Source organism: Sorangium sp. So ce185 (genome assembly GCF_051526825.1).
Classification (GTDB): Bacteria; Myxococcota_A; Polyangia; order Polyangiales; family Polyangiaceae; genus Sorangium; species Sorangium cellulosum_D.
This window is the reverse complement of record NZ_CP150316.1, coordinates 12,123,664-12,144,792: the sequence shown is the minus strand read 5'-3', so window position 1 is coordinate 12,144,792 and position 21,129 is coordinate 12,123,664. Positions and strand designations below refer to the sequence as shown.

Here is a 21,129-nt window from a genome sequence, read left to right as displayed (position 1 = left end):
GCTCGTTCGACGGCGCGGAGCGGCCGTGTCTGGTGCGCTGTCGGCGGCGCGCTCGATCGCGTCTTCCCGCTGCGCGGCGCGTCTTCCCGCTGCGCGGCGCGGTTCATCAGAGAGCACCGGAAGTTTACGGCTGTGTTTCGCGACGACTCCATGTCTGTTGGCCAACCGCGCGCATCGCATCGAGGTGGCCTTCGCACACACACCGAGGCGCGGACGTCGGCGCCTGCCCCTCCCGAGGTGGCGCGCTCCGCGAGGGCCGGGGGCGAGCCGCCGCGCCGAGCGGCGCGGGGTCGGGCCGGCAATCTGGAGTTCATTCAACGCCCTGGGCGCGATCTCGCCGCTGAAAATCGCGTGGCGGGTCCGGAACCTGGGGCCGGGGGCGCTGTCGATCCCGGGCGTGGACGCGGTGCTCCGCGGCGCACGCAGAGAGCGGTGAAGCTCGCCGCGCGTGCGCCGGGGAACGCCAGAGCGCGGGCCCTCGCGGGCTCGCTCCATTCAGACCGCTCGCTGCGCGGTCCACGCCGCACGCGGGAGCAGGGAAAGGCCTGGCTTCAGATGGATACGTTCAAGTTGGCTCCGAGCATGGCATCCCCGAATCCGTTTCTCGGCAACCCGCCCTTCAGCGCGTCTCCGGCCCGCGATCCCGAGGTGACCGCGGACGCGCCGGAGGGCTCGTACACGTACGCGCTGGTCAAGAGCGCGCCCGAGCTGCCCGCCGCGGAGTGCGAGACCGAGGCGCTGTCCGTCGAGGTGCTGATCCGCTGGGGGAGCAACCTGATCCACGTGGCGCACCTGACCCCGCCGCGCTCCTTCCACGTGGGCGAGCAGGACGGCGCGGAGGGCGCGTGCGACTTCTTCCTCCCGGCGGAGCGGCTGGGCGCGGCGAGGGCGCCGCTCGTGCTCGTCGGCGACGACGGCGAGGTGAGCGCCGTGATCCCGCCGGGCGCGTCGGGGATGATCGAGATCGGGAGCTGCAAGATGACGGTCGCGCAGGCGATCGCCACGGGCCGCGCGGCGGCGGACGCTGCGCTCGGCGGGGCGCGGCGGGTCGCGCTGCCGCTCGGCGCGCGCGCGCGGCTCGACCTCGGCGACTTCGGCTTCGAGGTCGCCGTGGGCAACGCGGGCCGCCGGGTCGCGGGCAAGGTGAGCCTCGACCGCCGGAGCCTGCCGTTCGCCGCGCTCTCGACGCTGGTCCATGTCGGCGTGCTCGGGGCCATGGCCGCGTTCATGCCCCCGCTGGCGATGGCCGACGACGGCGGCGTGAGCGCGGAGCAGGCGTACCTCATGGCGCAGGCGCTCGCGGCGACCGCGGAGCGGGAGCTGCCCGAGGCGACCGAGGGCGCGGAGGCGACCCGCCCGAACGACACCGAGGGCGGCTCGGGCGCGGCCGCGATCGGCGAGTCGGGCAAGGCCGGGAGCGCGACGAGCCGGAAGACCAACGGGCGCTTCGACATCGAGGGGCCGAAGGACAACGCCGACGTGCGGATCTCGCGGGCGCAGGCGCTCGACGACGCGGCCCGCTTCGGCATGATCGGCATGCTCCAGGCCGGCCTCGGCGATCCGAACGCGCCCTCGGCCCCCTGGGGCGGCGTCGACACGCTCGGCAACGGGGCGAAGAGCGTGATCGGCAACCTGTGGGGCGAGACGATCGATGAGTCGGGCGGCGCCGGGGGCCTCGGGCTGACCGGCGTCGGCGAGGGCGGCGGCGGGCGCTTCACGGGCATCGGGATGGGCCCCCTCGGCACCATCGACCACGGCAACGGGCTCGGCGACGGGCAGGGCTTCGGCCCGGGCGGCGGCGCGTCGCGCTTCAGCAACGGACCCGGCCACAAGGTGCGCGCGCCGCGGATGGGGGTCGGGTCGACCTCGGTGTCGGGCCGGCTCCCGCCCGAGGTGATCCAGCGCATCGTGCGGCAGAACTTCGGCCGATTCCGGCTCTGCTACGAGAACGGGCTGCGCAACAGCCCGAACCTCGCCGGGCGCGTGGCGGTCGGCTTCACGATTGGCCGTGACGGCGCGGTCTCCAGCGTCCAGAACGGCGGCTCCGACCTGCCGGACGCCGGCGTGGTCGCCTGCGTGGTGCGCTCGTTCTACGGGCTGTCGTTCCCGCCGCCGGACGCCGGCATCGTGACCGTGACCTATCCTATCCTCTTCAGCCCTTCCGGCGGCTGACTCGCCCCTTCCGGCGGCTGACCTTCGGTGTCGCCCCGGCGAGTTGTATGCTCTATCGTGCGTGCGTGAGCGCCCTATCCCGAATCCTGAGCACGCTCGGGCGCGCGCAGCGCGCGCCCGAAAAGACCCTTCAAAACCCCTTTCTCGAAGGGAATTACGCCCCTTTCCGGAGCGAGACGGAGTGCGCCTCGCTCGAGCTCGTGTCGGGAGAGGTACCGGCGGCGCTCGCCGGCGCGCTCTACCGGATCGGGCCCGCGCCGCGGTTCGAGCCGCTCGATCCCGCCCTCTATCACTGGTTCGAGGGCGACGGCATGGTGGACGCGTTCCGTTTTGAGGGCGGGCGCGTGGCGCACCGCCGCCGCTGGGTCCGCACGGACAAGCTCCGCTGGGAGGAGCAGGCGGGCCGGGCGCTCTTCGGCGGCCTCCGCGGCTTTGGCCGGCGCACCTCAGTCGACGGCTGGAAGGCGCTCGGCTTCACGCCCTCCGAGCTCATCGAGCTCCGCGTGCGCGGGCTGCTCGGGCTGCCGCCGCGCGAGGATCAGGTGCGGCGGATCATGCGGGCGCAGGACCGGAGCAACACGAACGTGCTCAGGCTCGCCGGCAGGCTGCTGACGCTCGTCGAGAACTCGGCCGCGCACGAGCTCGACCCCGAGACGCTCGCCACGCGCGGGCGCTTCACGTTCGGCGGCGTGCTGGAGGCGCGCCGCATGGTCGCGCACCCGAAGGTCGATCCGGAGACGGGCGACATCTACACCTTCGGCGCCTCGCCGCGGCCGCCGCACCTGACGTATTACGCCTTCTCCGCGGACGGCTCGCTCCGCTTCTCGCGCGACATCGACGTGCCGTTCCCGGCGATGATGCACGACTTCGGCGTCACGGCGACGCGGGCGATCCTCTATCACCTGCCCGCGACCATGCGGTACGAGAACTTCAAAACCTCGAACCCGGTCCGGTGGGAGCCCTCGGAGGGCGCGCGCCTCATCGTGGTACCGCGGGACGAGCCGGGCGCGCCCGCGCGCACGGTCGATCTCCCCGCCTGCTTCGTCTTCCACACGATGAACGCCTTCGACGACGGCGGCTCCGTCGTGCTCGACGTGGTGCGGTACCCGCGCCTCCCGCTCTTCGATCTCGGCGGGGAGAACCCGAACCCGCCGCTCACGGAGAACCCGGAAGGGCGGCTCACCCGCCTCCGGATCGATCCCGACAAGGGCGCCGTCAGCGAGACCCTGCTGGACGAGGCGCCGGCCGAGTTTCCGATCGTCGATCCGCGGTTCACGGCGCGGCCGTACCGCTACGGCTGGATGGTGTGCAGGCGCGGCGACAGCGACGGCCGGGGGCACCACAACGCCATCGCCCTGGTCGACCACGTCGAGCGGCGCACGCGCTATCACGAGCTCGGTCGATCGAGCTTCACGTCCGAGCCGGTGTTCGTGCCCCGCGGCGAGGGAGCGCCGGAGGGGGAGGGGTGGCTGCTCGCCGTGGTGTACCGCGCCGAGACGGACCACAGCGACCTCCTCGTCCTCGACGCGCTCGACGTCGAGCGCGAGCCGGTCGCGGTGCTGCGCTGCCCGCACCGGATCCCGTACGGCTTTCACGGCTCGTGGGTGGCGCGCGGCTGACCGCCGCGCCCCCGCCTGCGCGGCTGACCGCCGCGCCCCCGCCTGCGCGCCTCCGGGTCGCTACCGTCCGCCGCCCGAGGCGACCTGGCCGACGGCGCGCTCCGCCTCCGCGATCTCCTGCGCTCGCTGCTGGATCATCACCCCTTGCGGCGGGCCCTGGAAGCGGCGGCGCTCCAGCGCGAACCAGACGATCGCCGTCAGCGCGAACACGATGAGCATGATGACAAGGGCCTTGTCGTTCGGGGGCTGGACGCTCACCACGATGAGCATCAGGCACGCGAGCACGCTGATGACCGCGAGCGGCCGGTACAGCGGGCCGAGGTCCCACGGCCCCATCGTCACCCACGTGCGGCCGTAGGCGCGCACGCCCGCCATCGTGGGCATGACATAGGAGATGTAGAGGAAGATCACGCACACGGCCGTGATCGTCGAATAGACCGGCGTGTATACGGTGAAGGCGATCGTCAGCGCGCTGACGACCCAGATCGCGGTCGCCGGCGTGCGGAACTTCGGGCTCACCTTGCGGAGCTGCTCCGAGAGCGGCAGCCCCCCGTCGCGGGCGAACGCGAAGGTCATCCGCGAGGCGGACGTCACCGTGGCCAGCCCGCAGAGGTACTGGGCGATCGAGATGCCGGCGTAGAGCGCGATCCGGAGCTTCTCCGGGATGACGCTCTCCATGATCCAGAAGAAGACCCCGCCGCCCTTCGACGCGGCCTGGTCCATGTCGGGGATCGCGAGCACGATCGCGCTCAGCATGAGCCAGCCGAAGACGCCGGAGACGAGCACCGCCCGGACGATGCCCCGCGGGACGGTCTGCGCCGCGCCGATCGTCTCCTCCGAGGTGTGCGCCGACGCGTCGTATCCGGTGATCGTGTACGCGGGCAGGAGGAAGCTCAGGAGGAACAGCATCGTCATGCTGTTCGTCTCCGGCCACACGTCGCCCCCCTTCGCCCCGCTGTAGTTCGTGAACGTGACGAGCCGCCCGAGGTCGACCTGGGGCGCGTAGAAGAGCATCGCGAGCGTGAGGATCACCGAGACGACGAGGATGAGGTATCCGCTGAAATCGGTGAGCAGGGTTGTGACGCGGATCCCCAGGTGGTTGAAGAGCGCCTGTGTCCCCGTGATGAGCGTGACCCCGACGATCTGCGTCAAGAGGGCCTGATCCGGGGACATCGTCGCGATGTCGACGCCGAACAGCGGGCCGAGCGAGCTCATGATGAACAGGTAGGCGCCGACGTTGATCGCCGCGAGGACGGTGACGAGGCCGATCAGGTTGAACCACGCGGTGGCCCAGCCGAAGCCCCGGCCGCCGAGGATCGAGGCCCAGTGGTACAGCCCCCCGGCGGTCGGGAACGCGGACGCGACCTGTCCCATCGTGAGCGCGGTGCAGAGCGAGAGCGCGCTGCAGACCGGCCAGCCGATGCCGATGCCGGCCCCGCCGACGCTGCAAAGCCCCATCTGGAACGAGGTGATGCCGCCCGCGATGATGCAGATGATCGAGAACGAGATCGCGAAGTTGGAGAAGCCCCCCATCCGGCGCAGGAGCTCCTGCGCATAGCCCATGCTGTGGAGCGTCTTCACGTCCTCGGCGATCACGCCCTCCACGCTGCGCGGCTCGTCGCCGGAGCGCGCCCCGACGTCCCCCTTCGTCTCACGGCTCATGAGCGGTCCCTTTCCTCGACGGTCTTGCGCTCGTGACCGACGGAGCCCGTCGGGATCGGCGCGCCTCGCCGGTGCGCGCCCCTCTCGGGGAGCCCACCCGCGCAGACGAGCGTACATGGGGGCGCCGGCGACTGACCAGCGCATGCGCCGGAGCCACGACGAGCACGGTGCGGCGGCCGCCGGCGGTGACCGCCTGCCCCCGCTGCTACCCTCGCCGCGCATGTCCACGACGACGCCCCCCTCGCCCTCGCGCCGGCGCGCCCTGCTCGGCCTCGCCGCGCTCGCCGCGTCGTCGTGCCGGCGCAAGAGCTCGCCGCCCCCGCCAGGGCCCGCGGCGGCGGAGGCGGCCCCCTCCCGCTGGAAGGAGCTCGCCTTCGCGCCGGCCGAAGGCGGCGAAGGCCCGCAGCGCGCGCTGCTCCTCGCGCCCGAGGCCGCGGCGCCGCTGCCGCTGCTCGTCGCGCTGCACGGCCGCGGGGAGGCGGTGCGCGGCCCCGAGGCCGGCGCGCGCGGGTGGCGCGACGAATACCGCCTCGACGCGACCCTCCAGCGGATCCTCGCGCCGCCGCTCGCGCCGGACGACCTCGGGCAGATGGTCACGCGCGAGCGGCTCGCGCAGCTCAACGCCTCGCTCGGCGAGCACCCCTACCGCGGTCTGTGCATCGCCACGCCGTTCGCGCCCGACCTCCGCGACCGCTCCGTCGAGGGCGCCGCGGCCTTCGGGCGGTTCGTCGTCGAGCGGCTCCTGCCGCGGGCGCGCGCCGAGAGCGGCTGCCTCACGGCGCGCGAGGCGACCGGGATCGACGGCGTGAGCCTCGGCGGCCGCCTCGCGCTGCTCGTCGGCCTGTCGCACCCCGAGGTCTTCGGCGCGGTCGGCGCCCTCCAGCCGGCCGTGCGGGCGGACGAGGCCGAGATGTTCTCCGCCCTCGCGCGCCGGGCGCGACGGACCACCGAGCGCCGCGCGCTCGCGCTGCGGCTCGTGTCGAGCGAGGCCGACCCCTTCCTGCCCGCCATCCAGGCGATCAGCGATCGGCTCCGGCAGGACGGCGTCGCCCACGAGCTGCTCATTGTGCCCGGACCGCACGACTATGCCTGGAACCGCGGGCCTGGAGGCGTGGAAATGGTGCTCTGGCACGAGCGCGTCCAGCGCGGGTTGCGCGCGCCGTGATCGCGGCGGTCCGGGCGTCACAAGCCCCTGACCAGGCCGCCGAACCGTGTTACTTCCTCGGCAACGACGTGGCCGACCCGACACGCATCGCCCGCGCCGAGAGCGCGACCGACCCGCCCTCCGTGCGCGAGTGGCTGAAGCCGCTCGAGAGCGCCGGCCAGCGCCGCAGCACGAGCGCGAAGCGCGTCGGCGGCAAGGCGGCCTCGCTCGGCCGCCTGCTGCGCGACGGCTTCCCGGTGCCGCGCGGCTGGGTGCTCGACGCGCGGTGCTTCACGGAGCTCGTCGACCGGCAGCTGCCGCGCGGGCACGACCTCGCCACGCTGATCCGGCTCTCGGGCACGAAGGTCGGCGTCGACCGGGCGGCGCGGGCGCGCGACCGCATCCTGAGCGAGCCGCTGCCGGAGACGCTCTCGGCCGCGCTGCAGGCGCTCTGGCAGACGATCGCGCCGGAGGCGCCGTGGGGGCTCGCGGTGCGGTCCAGCGCCACCTGCGAGGACAGCGACGAGACGTCGATGGCGGGGCTCGCGACGTCCGTGCTCGGCGTGCGCGGCGACGCCGAGCTCGACGCCGCGATCCGGCAGGTCTGGGCGAGCGCCTTCCTGCCGCGCGCGCTCGCGTACCTCGCGCACGCCGGCGTCCGCGACGTCGCGATGGGGGTCGTGCTGCAGGTGATGGTGCGCGCCGAGGCCGCGGGCGTGCTCTTCACCGCGCCCCCGGCCGGGCTCGAGGGCGAGCACTGGCGCGCCGGCGAGCGGCTCGTGAACGCCACGCTCGGGCTGGGCGCGCCGGTCGTCGACGGCGCCGTGGCGGCCGACACCCTCCGGATCGCGCGGGGCGGCGGCAAGGTCGTCGCGTCGGCGGTGGCGCAGAAGCGGCGCGCGCTCGTCGTGGGCGCGGCGGGGCTCGAGGAGGTCGCGGTGCCCGCGGCGCGCGCCGATCGGCCGGCGCTCGGCGAGGCCGCGCTGCGGCAGCTCGCCGAGCTTGCCGAGCGGCTCGAGCAGGGCGGCAAGGGCCCGTTCGACGTGGAGTTCGCGGTCGAGGGGGAGGACCCCGGCCGCCTCGCGGACGACGCCGTGGCCGAGGGGGAGGACCCCGGCCGCCTCGCGGACGACGCCGCGCCGGCCGAGGGCGCGCCGGCGGAGGGCGCGCCGGCGGAGGGCGCGCCGGCGGAGCCGCGGGTGTGGCTGCTCCAGGTGCGTCCGGTGAGCGGCGGCGGCTTCCCCGAGGGGGGCGGCGCCGACACGATCTGGTCGCGCGCGAACGTGGGCGAGGCGCTCCCCGGCGCGGCGACGCCGCTCACCTGGTCGGTGGCGCGCGCGTTCTCCGACCGCGGCTTCCGCGAGGCGTTCGCCGCGCTCGGCTGCCGCGTGCCGCGCGGCGCGCGCCTCGTCGCCAACGTGCACGGGCGCTTCTACCTCAACCTGACCGCCTTCATGCAGATCGCGGCCCAGGTCCCGGGGCTCTCGCCGCGGGCGCTGCTCGGCATGAGCGGCGGGGCGAGCGACCAGCTCATCGCGCGGCTCGCCGAGCAGAGCGCGGGCGTCTCGCGGCGCCGCTTCTACGCGCGGCTGCCGCTCACCGGGCCGCGGCTCCTCCTCCGGCAGGCGCGGCTCGAGCGCGAGGTCGCGGCCTACGAGGGCGAGGCGCTCTGGGCCCAGCGCGCGCTCTCCGAGCTCGACATGACGCTCCTGCCGGACGACGCCATCGGCACCACGCTGCGGAGCGTCTTCCTGCTGCTCGAGCGGACCGGCACGCTGATGCTGCACTGCGCGTCGGCGTCGCTCGCGAGCCACCTCGCGCTGTGCAAGGCGCTCGAGCGGGTCGCGGGCCGCCGCGCCTCGGCGCGCTCGGCCTCGGGCGAGGCGCCCCTCGACGGCCCGGCCGGGCGCGCGGAGACCAACGTCGAGCACCTGGCGCAGGTGCTCGCGGGCGGCGTGCGCGAGCTCGACAGCGCCGGGCCAGGCATCGAGCTCGCCCGGGTGGCCGAGCTCGTCATGCTCGATCGCGCGTCGCGCGAGCGGCTCCTCGCCGGCGAGGTGAGGGGGCCGCGCGATCTGCCCGAGGGGCCGGCGCGCGACGCGCTCGCGCGGTTCCTCGACGCGTACGGCGACCGCGCCGTGCGCGAGGCGGAGCTCGCGACCCCGCGCTGGCGGGAGGACCCGGCGCCGGTCATCGCGATGCTCACCGCGTCGCTGCGCGGGGCGCCTGGCGATCCGGAGCGCGCCCTGGCGCGCGCGCGGGCGCTCGCCGACCGGGAGATGGCGATGCTCGAGACGCGCGTCTCGCGGGTGGAGCTCGCGCTCCTCCGCACGCTGGTCGGCCGCGCGCAGCGCTACGTGCGCCTGCGGGAGCGCATGCGGACGTGGGTGACGCGCGTCCTCGGCATGCTGCGCAAGGTCGCGCTCGACATCGACCGGCGCCTGCTCCGCATCGAGCCCTCGCTGCTCCCCGGGAGCGTGTTCTTCTGCACCTACGAGGAGCTCGTGACGGCGCTCTCCAGCGGCCGCGCCGACGTGGGCCACGTCGTGCGGCTGCGCCGCGCCGAGCACCTGCGCGACGCCGCGCGCCCCGATCCTCCGGCCACGTTCATCGGCCGGCCGCCGCCGGTCGTGCTGCCGCCCGCGTCGGGGGTGCGCCTGCTCGGGTTGCCGGCGAGCCCTGGCGTGGTCGAGGGGCGGGCGCGCGTGCTCGAGCCGGGCGCGCCCTCGCTCGACGCGGTGGCGCCGGGCGAGGTGCTCGTCGCGCGCACGACCGACATCGGCCTCTCGCCGCTGTTCCTCGTGGCGGCCGCGGTCGTGACCGAGCTCGGCGGCCCCATGTCGCACGCCTCGATCGTCGCGCGCGAGTACGGCATCCCCGCGGTGGTGAACGTGCCCGGCGCGACGCTGGCGATCAAGACGGGCGACCGGCTGCGGGTCGACGGCGATCGCGGCGTGATCGAGCGGCTGAACGAGCGCGACGAGCGCGCCGCGCCGCCGTCGCCGAACGGCGCTGCCGGCGGCGCGCAGGGCGACGGCGCGGCGCCGCTCGCCGCGCCGCCCGAATGACGCCCGTATGACGACCGCGCGCTTCCGGGTCGGCCCGTCCGACGGCCCCACGGTGGCGGACGTCCTCGAGCGCCTGGGCGGCGCGTCGCCGGGCCTCGCGGGCGCGGCGGCGGAGGGGCGCGCCTTCCTGAACGCGCGGCGGGCGCGGCCGGGCGACGCGGTGGCCCCCGGCGACGAGCTCGCCGTGTGGCCGGCGCGGCGCGACGCGCCGGGGGCGCCGCCGGTGGAGGTGCTGGCGCGCTGGGGGGAGATCCTCGTCGCGTCGAAGCCGGCGGCGTTGCCGACGGAGCCGGAGCGCCGGGGCACGCGCTCGCTGGTCACCGAGGTCGCGGAGCTGCTCGGCCTGCGCGCGCCGCCGCACGCGGCCTCGCGGCTCGACGTCGGCGTGAGCGGCGTGGTGCTGTGCGCGACGGGCCCGCGGGGCCAGCGGCACCTCGCGGCGATGCGCGAGGCGGGGCGCGTCGCGCGGGTGTACGTCGGCATCGCCGGCGGTCGGGTCGAGGGGGCGGGCACGTGGGACGCGCCCATCGGCGCGGCGCGGTCGCGCGGGCGCAGCCTGCCGGCGGTGGGCGGGGCCGGCGCGAAGGAGGCGGCGACGCGGTACCGCGCGGTCGCCTCGGCCGGCGGCGGCGCGGCGCCGGCCACGCTGCTCCGCCTCGATCCGGTGACGGGCCGCATGCACCAGCTGCGGGTGCATGCGGCGCATGCGGGGGCGCCGCTCCTCGGCGACCGCGACCATGGCGGCGCGCGGTCCGTGACCACGGCGCGGGGCCGTGTGCTCCCGCTCGCGCGCGTCGCGCTGCACGCCTTGCGCGTCGCGGTGCCGGACGAGGCCGGCGAGGAGCGCGCGGCGCTCGCGCCGGTCCCGGACGAGCTGCGGGATCTCTGGGGGGCGCTCGACGGCGACGGCTCCGCGTGGGAAGAGGTGCTGACTGGGACGCCCGAGGCGGCTTTGCCGCTGGCGGCTCCTTCCGGTGGTGCCCGATGACCTCGCCTCGCTCTCTTGCCCGTGCCGCCCTGGCGACCCTCGCCGGCCTTGCGTTGGCTGCTGCCGGCGTGATCGCCCTGGCGGAGCCCGAGGCTCCGCCGCCCCGCGCCGGGTATGCGCCCGACCCTGCCGTGCGGCCCAGCGCGAAGCAGTGGGTCTTCGAGGTGCAGTACGCGAAGGGGAGGGGGTCGGTCGCGCGTGTCCGTCCGGTGACGCTCGACCGGCCGGCGGCGACGGCGCGGGTGATGGGCCGGTTCGCGCTCGAGCTGTACGTCGGCCAGGAGCTGCTCGATCGGGTCCGGTTCGACGTGCCGCTCACGGGCGACGCGCCCGAGCGGTCCACGAACATCCTCTATCGCCGGCCGGCGTTCGACGAGGGGGTGACGGCGCGGCTTCGCGTGCAGATGGCGGACAACCCGCGCGCGAGCTGGGCCAAGCTCGTCGACCGGAAGACGGGCGCGGAGGAGCGCTTCCTCTGGCCGCCGGATCCGGACGGCCGGCTCGTGTCGCTGAGCGCGCAGGGCGCGGCGGCGGTCGACGGCGGCCTGCCGGCGGACGGCGGGAGGCCGCCGGCGGACGCGGGCCGACCGGATGGCGGGTGGCCGCCGGTGGATGCGGGCCGACCGGATGGCGGGTGGCCGCCGACGGATGCGGGGCCGCCGGATGGCGGGTGGCCGCCGGTGGACGCGGGGCGCCCGGACGGCGGGTGGCCGCCGACGGACGCGGGGGTGCCGGATGGCGGGTGGCCGCCGGTGGACGCGGGGCGCCCGGATGCTGGGCAGCCGCCGGACCCGTTCAGGGCTCCGCGGCGGTAGCCTGCCGGGCCATCGGGGTCGCGCATGCCGGTCCGAGGTCCGGCGGCGTGCTGGGTCGGGCGCCATCGCGCGCCTTGCTCCGGGCGGCGGGGACCGTCGCTCGTGGTGCAGCAAGGTTTCCCCTTCGGGCCGCGGCTGCGGTACCTTGGCGGGCATGCAGGACCGCTCGCTTGCCGTCATCGCGTCGCTTGCTCTCGCTGTCGTCGTCTCTGCTTCGCCCGCGGCCGCCCAGCAGACGCCGCCTGCGGCGCCGGAGGCGGCGCCGGCCGCTGCCGCTCCGCCGCGCAAGGATCCCAGCGGGCACACCGGCATCAGCCCCTACACGGAGCAGATCCTGAAGGGCAACGCGTCGTTCGTGGCGCGCGACATCCCCGGCGCGATCGCGGCGTTCCAGGAGGCGATCAAGCAGGATCCCTCGAAGATGCTCGGCTTCTACCGGCTCGGCGAGGCGATGCTCGAGTCGGGCAATGCGGCGGAGGCCGAGACGGCCTGGACGACGGCGCTCGGCAAGAAGGGCTCGGAGGAGCTCCAGGCGAAGGTGCTCTTCTGCCTCGCGGATCTCCGCGAGCGCCAGAAGAACTGGCAGGCGGCGCGGGAGGCGTGGGGCGCCTACGCCGCGTACCTGACCAGCAACCCCAAGGCGGGCGGTTACCCGGCGACGGCGACCGAGCGGCAGAAGCAGATCGATCGGCGGGTGAAGGACGAGAAGGACTACGCCACGGTCAAGGAGCGCATCGTCCAGCGCGAGGCCGAGCGCCAGAAAGAGGCCGAAGAGAACGCCAAGAAGGACACGCGGAACCGGTAACCGGTTCGCGCGTCCGCCGCGGCGCGCGGCGTCCGTGGGATGCGCTTCCGCGGGGGAGCGCGGTGCTTGGGGAACCGCCAAGGACGCCAAGGCGCCAAGAGATCTCAATCAACTGGTGTCCGCCGCGGGGAAGAAGGCTTCCGTCGCGGGGAAGAAGGCGTCCGTCGCGGGGACGAGGGCTTCCGACGCGGGGACGAATGCTTCCGACGCGTGCCGGAAGCTTCCGGCGCGGGGCGGGACGCGATATTCGCCGGAGATTCGACCTCCGGCGGACGCCGGAAGGCGTCGGGAGCAGGGCCGGCGCTCCTAAGTACGCGAAATGTCGTGCTCCGGAGCGCGCCGAAGGGCTTCATTTCGGCGACGGAAGCTTCCGGAGCGCGTCGGAAGGTCTCGGACGCGCGCCGGAAGCGCTTGTTGGTGTGCCAGATTACTCCAGATCGGTCGCGTCGGCGTCGTCGAGCGGGTCGGCGGGCTCGGCGGGCTCGGCGGGGGCTTTGCGCTGGGGGGCCTTGCGGTTCGCGAGGCCGAGGCGGATGAGGTACCCCCGCTTCTTGACGACCGCGCGCGCCGTGGTCGACCACTCGTCGAACCAGCCGCGCAGTTTGACGAGCGCCTCGCGCCTGCGCGCGGTCTCCGGGAGCTCGGTTTGCTCGGGCAGAGGCGATGTCGGGCCGAGCGCGACGTCGACGAGCCCCTGGAGGCGCTTGCGTTCTGCCTTGTCGAGGCCGCGGGGGCCGAGGAACGCGACCGCCTTCTTGTCGCTCTGCTTGGTCCCGGCGCGACCCGGGTCGGCGCCGCTCTCGAGGGCGTCGAGCCGCGCGAGGAAGGTGGCCACTCCCCGGACGGCGGCAGCGCCGGTGGAGGGCGCGAGGTCCTTGAACACGTAATCGTGCACGTCGGGGAAACGCCGGCGGAGCGCGGCGCCATAACGGGCATAATTGGGCTCGTCCCACTGATCGAGCTCCGCCGTCGCGGCGCGCTGCGCCCTGGCATCCGCGGTATCGGGCGCCGCGCCGGCCCTGCGGGGCGCGGCGAGGACGTCGAGGAGGAGCGTGCGGCCCTCCACGATGTCGTCATCGGTCATCCCCGCCTCGGCCATCAACGTGCGAATCGCGGCGACGGCGCCAATCCCCAACAGGAACTTGGTGACGCGCTCGGGCGTGGCCTCGAGGACCTCATTCGAATAGTCCATGTCGATTCCTCCCTGCCGGCCGGCAAAGCCGGACGGCGGCAATGAAACGGGAAGATACAATGGGAATCGGGGCAGTTGAAAAGAGCTTTGTCGCTCGCGCTGCCGTCGGGTTCTTGCTGCGTCGACGAGGCCCGTGTTCGGGGGCTGGCATAGGATCCGTCTCTCGTCTCCCGTCTCCCGTCTCCCGTGCTCCTCTTCGTGCGCGTGCGCGTGCGCGTTCCCGTGCTCCCTCCGGTCCAGCGCACCGGTGCCTCTCTACCAAGGACGGAGCGATGACGTCCCGGAGCGTTCTTGCTCGGCTGAGCAATGTCCTACTGCCCCCGTATGGACGCTTGCATCCGGTGGGCCTGCGGGCGAGCGTGCGCCATTGAGAAAAGTTGCAGGGGGAGGGAATGAAAATGAGAAGGAACACGAGGCGACCGAAGGCAATCCTCGTGACCGCCGTGGCGCTCGGCGCGGTGGGGGCCGGGTGCTTGTGGGAGCGCGAGGAGCACGCGCCCGGCCGGTTCTGCGCGCAATCGAACACCAGTGTGGTCGAGCACTGCGTGGACGCGAGCGAGGGCCCGGGCAGCGCGTGGCGCGAGGTCGAGGCGGACGGCGAGCTGCCGATCCAGATGTGGGCGGTCGAGCCGAGCGGCGCGATGCTCGACGAGCCCGCCACGGACGCGGCGGCGCTCCGGGCCTGGTTTGACAACATCGATCGAGCGGTGGCCTACGTGCGCGACGAGGAGAAGAACGCCGAGTCGCTCCGGGCGACCCTGCACGGCAGGCTCCTCGGGCTGCTCTTGAATTCCAGGCTGCGCCAGGAGGCGATCTTGAAGGAGGAGCCGGTCCGCGCGGCCGACAACTTCCGGCAGGCGATGACCGGCAAGGCGAGCGCCGAGGAGGAGCCGCTTGTCGCCGCGCTCGCGGCCGACAAGCAGGCGATGGCGGTCGTGCAGGCGATCTTCGACCAGGCCCGGAGCGACGCCGCGCCGCTGCAATCCAGGTACGCGGGCGTCGCGGCGCGGTTCGCCGCATACCGGGCGACCGAGGCGGCGGAGACGGCGGCGTACGCGGCGCTCTCGGAGCAGGCGTCGCGGTCGGGCATCGACGGCCTCGACGGCGCGGAGCAGGCGGTGCTCGCGGCGGCGCGCGAGGCGAGCCGGGCGCCGAACGAGCTCGCCGCGGAGATCATGACGCTGTCGGCGGAGCTCCGGGCGCTCGCGGTCTCGTTCGAGGAGGCGATCGCGCCGCACAAGGAGGTGCTCGCGACGCACGGCGCGGTCGTGCCGGACATGACCTCGGGGGCGCTGCGCTCGCTGAGCGCGATGCTGGGCTACGCGCAGCGGCGGGTCGCCCGGAGCGATGCGACGGCGACGGCGCTGATCGGCGGCATCGCGCTGCGGCGGCAGGTGCTCCACGTGCTGCAGGCTGACGAGGGGGCGCGCGAGGCGATCGTGCGGTCGCGGATGGAGAGGGCGTCGGAGGTGTTCGGTGAGGGGGCGCGCGCGCGGGTGGAGGCGCTGTCGGCGGCGCCGCCGGTGAGCGAGAAGCTGGGGCTGCCGCTGCTCGCCGAGCGGTGCGGGGTGCTCTTGGCGCTCGTGCAGATGCGGCCGCTCTGCGAGGCGGCAGGGGCGTCGTGGCGCGAGGCCGGGTGCGCGGCGCTGCGAGGGCGGTTCGACGCCGCGGAGGCGGAGCTCAGGACGGGCCTGCCGCGGAAGATCGCAGCGGGCCTCGCGGCGCTGCGGGAGAAGGGGATGGCCTCGGTGGCGCTCGACGCGGCGCAGGCGAGGCTCGATGCGGGCGACGTGAAGGGCGCCGCGATCGCGTATGACGCCGCCGTGCGCGGCGCGGAGGGGACATGAGAGGCTCGAAGGACGTCGCGCGGCGCGGCTCCTGCGCCGCGGTGTTCCAGAAGCTCATCGCGCTGATGACGGCGCTGGCGGTGCTGGCGCCGTCGCCTGCGTGGGCGCGCACCCGCACGCCGTACACCGTGCTCTGGAGGAGCTACGGTGATGCCGATTCGTGCGGTTCTACCGAGCTCGAGACCGAGGGCGATGCCATCTTCGAGGTGAACCGGACGCCGCTGCCGACCTACGGGGTGCCGGGCGCGCTGCAGATCCACGGCGACGGCTCGCGGAGCAACACGCTCGAGGCGGAGTTCGACTCGGTGCTGCTCCTCATGGGCAGAAACGAGTTCCACTTCGGGGTCCACACCGTCAACGGCAACGACTGGTGTACCCACGCGCACGAGGTGGTGCACCTCGTCTCGGAGCCGCTCGGGCTGAACAAACCGCTCTTCGACATCCGCCGCGATGGGATCGGGTTCGAGGGAAGTACCGAGGTCGACCTGAGCCTTTCGGAGATCAACCCGGACCTCGCGCGCGACATCGCGGAGCTGGAGGTCAGGATCGCCCGGCTGATGACGGAGCTCCTCCGCAACGCCGCGAGGGTCGCGGACCTCCGGGCGCGGATGGACCTCTTGCGGCAGCTCGACACGGAGCTGCACGACCTGGTGAGCCGGCCGCTGGACGAGATCTCGCGGACCGACCTCGACGCGATCCTCGACCGGTACGAGGACGTGGTCGACGCGGAGACGCGGGCGGCGATGGAGCAGCTCGTCGACGACCTGAAGAAGAGCGTCAGCGACCTGGAGAGCGAGCTCGCGCGGCTGCTCGACGAGTTCGGCGCGCAGGCCGATGAGGTCGCGGACCTCGCGACGCAGGACGCGCATGCCGAGGGGTGGGACCCGGACGACCCGTGGAACTACGCGCTCGGGGAGAGCGAGGTGCCGTGGGTCGAGGTGCCGGACATCGCGGACGTGGACGGGGCGTTCGAGGAGGGGAGGGATCCTTATGCGGGGTACGCGGACGCGGTGATCGCGGCGCTGGAGGCCGACGTGAGCGGCGGGGTCGTGGTCGCGCGGGCGGACTTCGTGGCGAACGTGCGGGCGTGGCGAGAGAACAGCGCGGCGCTGGAGATCGCGCTGCGCGACCGGATGGGCGTGTCGCTTTCGGAGACGAACGCGTTCCTGAAGGCGCAGAACCGGATCACGGCGTACGTGCGGCGGTTCATGGATGCGTCGGACTGGTTCGTGGACACGCCGGTGCCGGCGGACCTGCGCGCGGTGGTGGACACGGTGCTCAAGCCGCGGTTCGATGCGCTGGCGGACCAGATGAAGGACAGCCTGAACCTGTGGACCGGGGAGGCGCTCAATCTGGAGCAGACGCAGCTCTACCAGACGATCAGCGCGTTCGCGGGGGCGATGTCGACGGTCGGCGAGGGGGTCGAGGCGTACGCGGGAGTGATGCAGACGCTCGTGCATGCGACGACGCGCATCGGGGTGGGGTTCGTGCCGGTGGTCGGGCCGGCGCTCGACCTGTGCGAGGCGGTGACGGGGAAGGAGTGGTGCCTGCCGGCCGGGCGAGAGCTCAGCGACGAGGAGCGGATCTTCTCGGGGGTGGGGTTCGGGCTCGGGGCGGTCGGGCCGATGTGGCGTGCGGTCAAGACGAGCAGCGGCCTGCGACCGGCCGCGATCCGGGTGGCCGGGGAGATCGCCGAGATAGAGGAGTTTTTCGCCAAGATCGTGAAAACGAACCGCGTCCGGGGGTACAAAAATCTCCGCGGGGCGATCACCAAGCTCAAGGTGGACATCTTCGAGAAGAAGGCGGCCAAGTTCCTTGTGGACGATGGTCGATCGCTCGTCGGGGTCGGCGACGACGGGGTGCGCAGGGTGCTCGACATTCCGAGGGAGTCACGGACGGGTACCATCGAGGGGAAGGCGCCCGACTTCCTGTCGGTGTCCAGCGGTCACAAGCTCATCCTGAGCGAGGCGAAGGGCGGCGGAAAGATCGACGCCTTTGACGTGCGCGATCAGCTCTTGAATGCGATGAGGGCGCTGAAGGACAAGTGGGGGCTCGCTGGCGACGTGCAGCGGGTCGAGCTCATCATGGAGCAGGGGGCGAAGTTCGAGCCGAAGAAGTTCATCGTCAAGGACGGCTACCTGTTCGATTCGGACGCTGGCAAGCTCCTTACCCTCGATGGCTTCAATATGCCCATCATGGTGATCCGGCTATGAGCTACTCAGGACCTCGATTCTTCGCCTGGTGCGACGAGTCCGAACGGGTCGATGCGTTCGCGGCAGCATTGTCTGCGCTGATGATTCCGGGGGATCTCATCAGCCTGGGTATGAGCGCGACCATAACGTGCAGGACACGATCCATCGACGACGTCCTTGCCACGGTTCGCGCGAACTTCGGAGGACAGAAGAGCGCTCACCTAGGATCCGGCGTGAGGCTGCGCGAATCGGAGCGCGTCATGGTGTTCAGCCTCGCTTGCTACCCCGAAGACAGCGAAGATGACCATCCTTACGGCCCCCTCCAGGTGAAGGCGGGCGAACGCAAGTGGGATTTCTACCCATACGAGATCCCCGTAGGCAGGGGCCCCCGGTCCGTGGAGGCCGAGGCCGCGGCCGCCTACCACATGGTCCAGGGTGACGTCGAGGATCTCCTGCTCCGCCTCTGCGCGCCGGACGCGAGCGGGCGCGTGCCGACCGGCGCCTGCACGGGCGAGGAGGACTGGATCGCCCCGGTCGCGATGTCCGCGACCTACAACGCGAACGCCGCGGAGCTCGCGCGCGATCTCGCCCTTTCGTGGGTGAGCCTCCATCGCAAGGAGAGCGTCTCGCGCATCGCGGGTACGCCGCTCTCGGCGCTCCATGCGCATGTGGAAGCCGCGCCGCGTGGCGCGTGCGTGCACATGAAAGGCACGAGCGGGCTCACGGTCTCGCTATCGCGCGACACCGTCCTCAAGGCGCTCGCGACGCCGCCGGCCACGCTGCTCGAAGCGCTCGAGGCCGCGGCGGTGCCCGACGACACGTGGCGTGCGGCCGAGCCGAAGGCGCGCGAGCTCATGGAGCTACGCCACCAGCTCGACGACGAAGCCGCGGGGGAGGTCCCACCCGCATTCTGGGTGGACGTCACGACGCGCGAGCACACCCGCTTCCTGGAAGAGCACGCCCCGTTCCACGTCCGCCGGCTCCCGGGCGGCGGTGTGCTGCTGGCCACGCACCCGTACCGCACGCTCTGGCCGCTCTGGGCCGATGCGCTCTTCGTGCTCGGCCTGATGTCGTGACGTCAAGCCAAGCCACACGCTCGGGAGGCCGTGACGCTATGGGTCAAGATCAAGCCCGGGGAATGACGGCTGGGTCCGGCCGGCAAGAGGGCCGCGATGGAGGCCGATCCTGTTCTGTGACGAAGGGAAGGGAAACCAATGGTCCGTCAGCAGGGTGTAAATGATGTAGCCGTTCCGCTCAGGTCGGAGGGCATCGCGTCGTGAGTCGCGCAAGCAGCTATCGTACGCTGAGGGAGGAGCCCCTTCGGTTGTATGCGGCGTGCGACGAGGAACACAGGGTCGACGCGCTTGCGGCTGCGCTGTCCGCTCTCGTCATGCCGGGGTGGTTCGTGAGGCTCTCGATCCATCCGCTCGCCGGCCCCGATAGGTCTTACGCCGCGCTTCCCGTCGAGAAGGCCGTGGAAGTGGCTCGCTCGGCATTCGGCACGGATGTGAGCATCGGAGCGAGCTTCTGGACCATCACGAGCTTCGGCCACGGCATCCCGCTCACCATCGGCTGCGCCGACGAGAAGCACGAGCGCCGGTCCCCGGACGGTCCTCTGAGCGCGTCGAGCGGCGATTATCACGATCTGCTCCCAAACAGCATCGACGTGGCTGTCGGCGCCCGCTCCGTCGAGGTCGAAGCCGCAGTGATGTCGGTACTGGTCCAGAAGGACATCATCGATTTCTTGGTCCGTGTCTGCTCGAGCGAACACGTGACGACCGGCGGGTGCGCAGACCTCACTGCCTGGGGTCCACCGATCGAGCTCGCCGCAACATACCACGCGGACTCCTTCGTCGCGCGCGATCTCGCCCTCTCATGGGTGCACGTCCACGAGGGCTACAAGGTGGCGCGCGCCGCAGGAAACTCGCTCGATGCGCTCCGAGCGCGTGTCGAGGCCGCGCCGCGCGGGACGCGGATCGCGGTCGCGGGCACCGTCGCGCGCGCGCGCAAGCACGCCGCGCTGGAGCATGTCGCAGAGCGGGAGAGGATAGGGTTGCTCGTGCGCGATGAACCCGATCCGCGCGCGCGCTGGAGGAAGTCCATCGAGCTCACAGAGAGGGAGGACGCGCTGCGCGCGCGCGGTGAGGTCCTGCCGCTCGGCACGCGCGTCGCGCTCGCGGGCGACGCCGAGCTGGCGCGCGAGCAAGTCCTTGCAGCGCTCTCCACGCCGCCGGCCACGCTGCTTGAAGCGCTCGAAGCCTCCGCTGTGCCGGACGACGCGTGGCGCGCGCTCGAGCCGATCGCGCTCGAGACCATTCAGGCAGCGAAGGAGGGGGCGCCCACCGAGAACGTGATCGTGAATACGGGCGCACACACTCGATTCATCGAGCATCACGCCCCCTTCCACGTGCGCCGCCTGCCGAGGGGCGGCGTGGTGCTGGCCACGCACCCCTACCGCACGCTCTGGCCGCTCTGGGCCGACGCGCTCTTCGCGCTCGGCCTGATGTCCTGACGCAGGCTACACCATGAGGAGGATCGAGCGATGAGAGAAGGGCCGTTTTTCTTCGCCTGGTGTGACGAGGCACAGCGGGTCGATGCGTTCGGCGCAGCGCTGTCGGCCCTCATCAAGGAGCCCCAGTACGGCATCCGCGCGATCATGGACCGCGACACGGAATGCAACACGACCTCCGTGGACGAGGTGGTCGGCATGCTCCGCGCCCACTTCGGGCGCACCGACGCCGAAGCCTACTTCGTCGCGTCGCTGAGCTACGAACACTTCGTCCATTGCATCCTTCGCGGCTATACCGACAGAAGCGAACGTCTCAAGCCGATGGGCCCCATCCACATGCACGCCCGCGAAATCGAGGACTTTTCCCCCATGCACATGGACCTCGCCCTGGGGAAGGGTCCGCGCTCCGTGCAGGTCGAGGCCGTGCTCGCGTGGCACATGGTGCTGGAAGACATCGACGACGTCCTGCTTCGCCTCTGCGCGCCGGACGCGAGCGGGCGCGTCCCGACCGGTGGCTGCACGACGGCGCGGACCTGGCTCGCGCCGATCGCCCTGTGCGCGACGTACAACGCGGACGCGCGCGACATCGCGCGCGATCTCGCCCTCTCGTGGCTCTGCCTCCACGACAAGGACAAAGTGTCGCGCACCGCAGGCATGTCGCTGGAAGCGCTCCACGCGCGGGTGGAAGCCGCGCCGCCTGGGGCGTGCGTCGCGTTGAGACATCAGAGCGGACATTCGAACGCGCTCTCGCGCGAAACCGTCCTCAAGGTGCTGGAGACGCCGCCCTCCGCCTTGCTCGAGGCGCTCGAAGCCGCGGCGGAGGTGCCCGACGGCGCGTGGCGCGCCGCACAGCCGCGCGCGCGCGAGATCTACGAGCGGACGCTCCCGTTCAGGGGGCGCGACGGACAGGGCATGGAGACAGGCGACGGCTCGCCCCTCTCGCAGGTCGAGATCACCCTCGACCACTTCGAGTTCCTGGTCGACCACGCACCCTTCCGCGTGCGCCGCCTGCCGAGCGGCGGCGTGGTGCTGGCGACCCACCCGTACCGCACGCTCTGGCCGCTCTGGTCCGACGCCCTCTTCGCGCTCGGCCTGATGTGCTGAAGCGCTCACGCG

The 21,129-nt window shown here is 72.9% G+C and carries 14 protein-coding genes; 12 read left to right on the top strand and 2 right to left on the bottom strand.

The genetic code is table 11. The features are described 5' to 3' along the window. Positions 1 to 582: 582 nt before the first annotated feature. Together WMF26_RS44715 and WMF26_RS44710 are read left to right on the top strand one after the other, a co-directional pair. A complete protein-coding gene (locus WMF26_RS44715; protein ID WP_437997712.1) occupies positions 583 to 2,172 on the top strand; it encodes an AgmX/PglI C-terminal domain-containing protein in 1,590 nt (529 codons plus the stop codon). A gap of 65 nt (positions 2,173 to 2,237) precedes the next feature. Further along, positions 2,238 to 3,791, top strand: a complete 1,554-nt coding sequence (locus WMF26_RS44710) for a carotenoid oxygenase family protein (protein ID WP_437997711.1) — start codon at positions 2,238 to 2,240, stop codon at positions 3,789 to 3,791. A 60-nt stretch (positions 3,792 to 3,851) separates the two neighbouring features. On the opposite strand, the gene WMF26_RS44705 is transcribed toward WMF26_RS44710, so the two are convergent. Beyond that, the gene (locus WMF26_RS44705; RefSeq protein ID WP_437997710.1) at positions 3,852 to 5,453 is read right to left on the bottom strand and encodes an amino acid permease; all 1,602 of its coding nucleotides are present in this window, start codon (positions 5,451 to 5,453) and stop codon (positions 3,852 to 3,854) included. Between the two features lie 220 nt (positions 5,454 to 5,673). On the opposite strand from WMF26_RS44705, the gene WMF26_RS44700 reads away from it, so the two are divergent. From WMF26_RS44700 to WMF26_RS44680, 5 genes are all read left to right on the top strand, one after another. Beyond that, on the top strand, positions 5,674 to 6,618 hold the full coding sequence (locus tag WMF26_RS44700) for an alpha/beta hydrolase (protein WP_437997709.1): 945 nt from the start codon (positions 5,674 to 5,676) through the stop codon (positions 6,616 to 6,618). Beyond that, positions 6,615 to 9,665 carry a PEP/pyruvate-binding domain-containing protein gene (locus WMF26_RS44695; protein ID WP_437997708.1) on the top strand — a complete coding sequence of 1,017 codons (3,051 nt, stop codon included), beginning with the start codon at positions 6,615 to 6,617 and terminating at the stop codon, positions 9,663 to 9,665. The genes WMF26_RS44700 and WMF26_RS44695 overlap by 4 nt, the downstream gene beginning before the upstream one ends. A gap of 7 nt (positions 9,666 to 9,672) precedes the next feature. Continuing rightward, positions 9,673 to 10,653: a pseudouridine synthase gene (locus WMF26_RS44690; RefSeq protein ID WP_437997707.1), complete on the top strand. Its 981-nt coding sequence runs from the start codon at positions 9,673 to 9,675 to the stop codon at positions 10,651 to 10,653. A gap of 68 nt (positions 10,654 to 10,721) precedes the next feature. Continuing rightward, entirely contained in the window at positions 10,722 to 11,468 is a 747-nt protein-coding gene (locus WMF26_RS44685) for a hypothetical protein (RefSeq protein ID WP_437997706.1), read from the top strand. 154 nt (positions 11,469 to 11,622) lie between these two features. Beyond that, positions 11,623 to 12,273 (top strand): tetratricopeptide repeat protein, encoded by a 651-nt coding sequence (locus WMF26_RS44680; protein WP_437997705.1) that lies wholly within the window; start codon positions 11,623 to 11,625, stop codon positions 12,271 to 12,273. Positions 12,274 to 12,700: 427 nt separating this feature from the next. On the opposite strand, the gene WMF26_RS44675 is transcribed toward WMF26_RS44680, so the two are convergent. Continuing rightward, positions 12,701 to 13,465, bottom strand: coding sequence for a hypothetical protein (locus WMF26_RS44675; protein WP_437997704.1), 765 nt, complete (start codon positions 13,463 to 13,465; stop codon positions 12,701 to 12,703). Between the two features lie 434 nt (positions 13,466 to 13,899). On the opposite strand from WMF26_RS44675, the gene WMF26_RS44670 reads away from it, so the two are divergent. The 5 genes from WMF26_RS44670 (at position 13,900) to WMF26_RS44650 (ending at position 21,117) form a co-directional block, all read left to right on the top strand. Beyond that, the gene (locus tag WMF26_RS44670) at positions 13,900 to 15,312 is read left to right on the top strand and encodes a hypothetical protein (protein WP_437997703.1); all 1,413 of its coding nucleotides are present in this window, start codon (positions 13,900 to 13,902) and stop codon (positions 15,310 to 15,312) included. After that, positions 15,309 to 17,525, top strand: coding sequence for a hypothetical protein (locus tag WMF26_RS44665; RefSeq protein WP_437997702.1), 2,217 nt, complete (start codon positions 15,309 to 15,311; stop codon positions 17,523 to 17,525). Before WMF26_RS44670 ends, WMF26_RS44665 begins: the two co-directional genes overlap by 4 nt. A gap of 212 nt (positions 17,526 to 17,737) precedes the next feature. After that, a complete protein-coding gene (locus WMF26_RS44660) occupies positions 17,738 to 18,580 on the top strand; it encodes a hypothetical protein (RefSeq protein WP_437997701.1) in 843 nt (280 codons plus the stop codon). Positions 18,581 to 18,894: 314 nt separating this feature from the next. After that, complete coding sequence (locus WMF26_RS44655) at positions 18,895 to 20,016, top strand: hypothetical protein (RefSeq protein WP_438002487.1); 1,122 nt, start codon at positions 18,895 to 18,897, stop codon at positions 20,014 to 20,016. Between the two features lie 30 nt (positions 20,017 to 20,046). Then, positions 20,047 to 21,117, top strand: a complete 1,071-nt coding sequence (locus WMF26_RS44650) for a hypothetical protein (protein ID WP_437997700.1) — start codon at positions 20,047 to 20,049, stop codon at positions 21,115 to 21,117. Positions 21,118 to 21,129: the final 12 nt, after the last annotated feature.

Bases quoted from the DNA above. Each gene is read 5' to 3' on its own strand.
- WMF26_RS44705 (WP_437997710.1), bottom strand. From the start codon at position 5,453: ATGAGCCGTGAGACGAAGGGGGACGTCGGGGCGCGCTCCGGCGACGAG.
- WMF26_RS44715 (WP_437997712.1), top strand. From the start codon at position 583: ATGGCATCCCCGAATCCGTTTCTCGGCAACCCGCCCTTCAGCGCGTCT.
- WMF26_RS44650 (WP_437997700.1), top strand. From the start codon at position 20,047: ATGAGAGAAGGGCCGTTTTTCTTCGCCTGGTGTGACGAGGCACAGCGG.
- WMF26_RS44680 (WP_437997705.1), top strand. From the start codon at position 11,623: ATGCAGGACCGCTCGCTTGCCGTCATCGCGTCGCTTGCTCTCGCTGTC.
- WMF26_RS44675 (WP_437997704.1), bottom strand. From the start codon at position 13,465: ATGGACTATTCGAATGAGGTCCTCGAGGCCACGCCCGAGCGCGTCACC.
- WMF26_RS44690 (WP_437997707.1), top strand. From the start codon at position 9,673: ATGACGACCGCGCGCTTCCGGGTCGGCCCGTCCGACGGCCCCACGGTG.
- WMF26_RS44700 (WP_437997709.1), top strand. From the start codon at position 5,674: ATGTCCACGACGACGCCCCCCTCGCCCTCGCGCCGGCGCGCCCTGCTC.
- WMF26_RS44655 (WP_438002487.1), top strand. From the start codon at position 18,895: ATGCCGGGGTGGTTCGTGAGGCTCTCGATCCATCCGCTCGCCGGCCCC.
- WMF26_RS44665 (WP_437997702.1), top strand. From the start codon at position 15,309: ATGAGAGGCTCGAAGGACGTCGCGCGGCGCGGCTCCTGCGCCGCGGTG.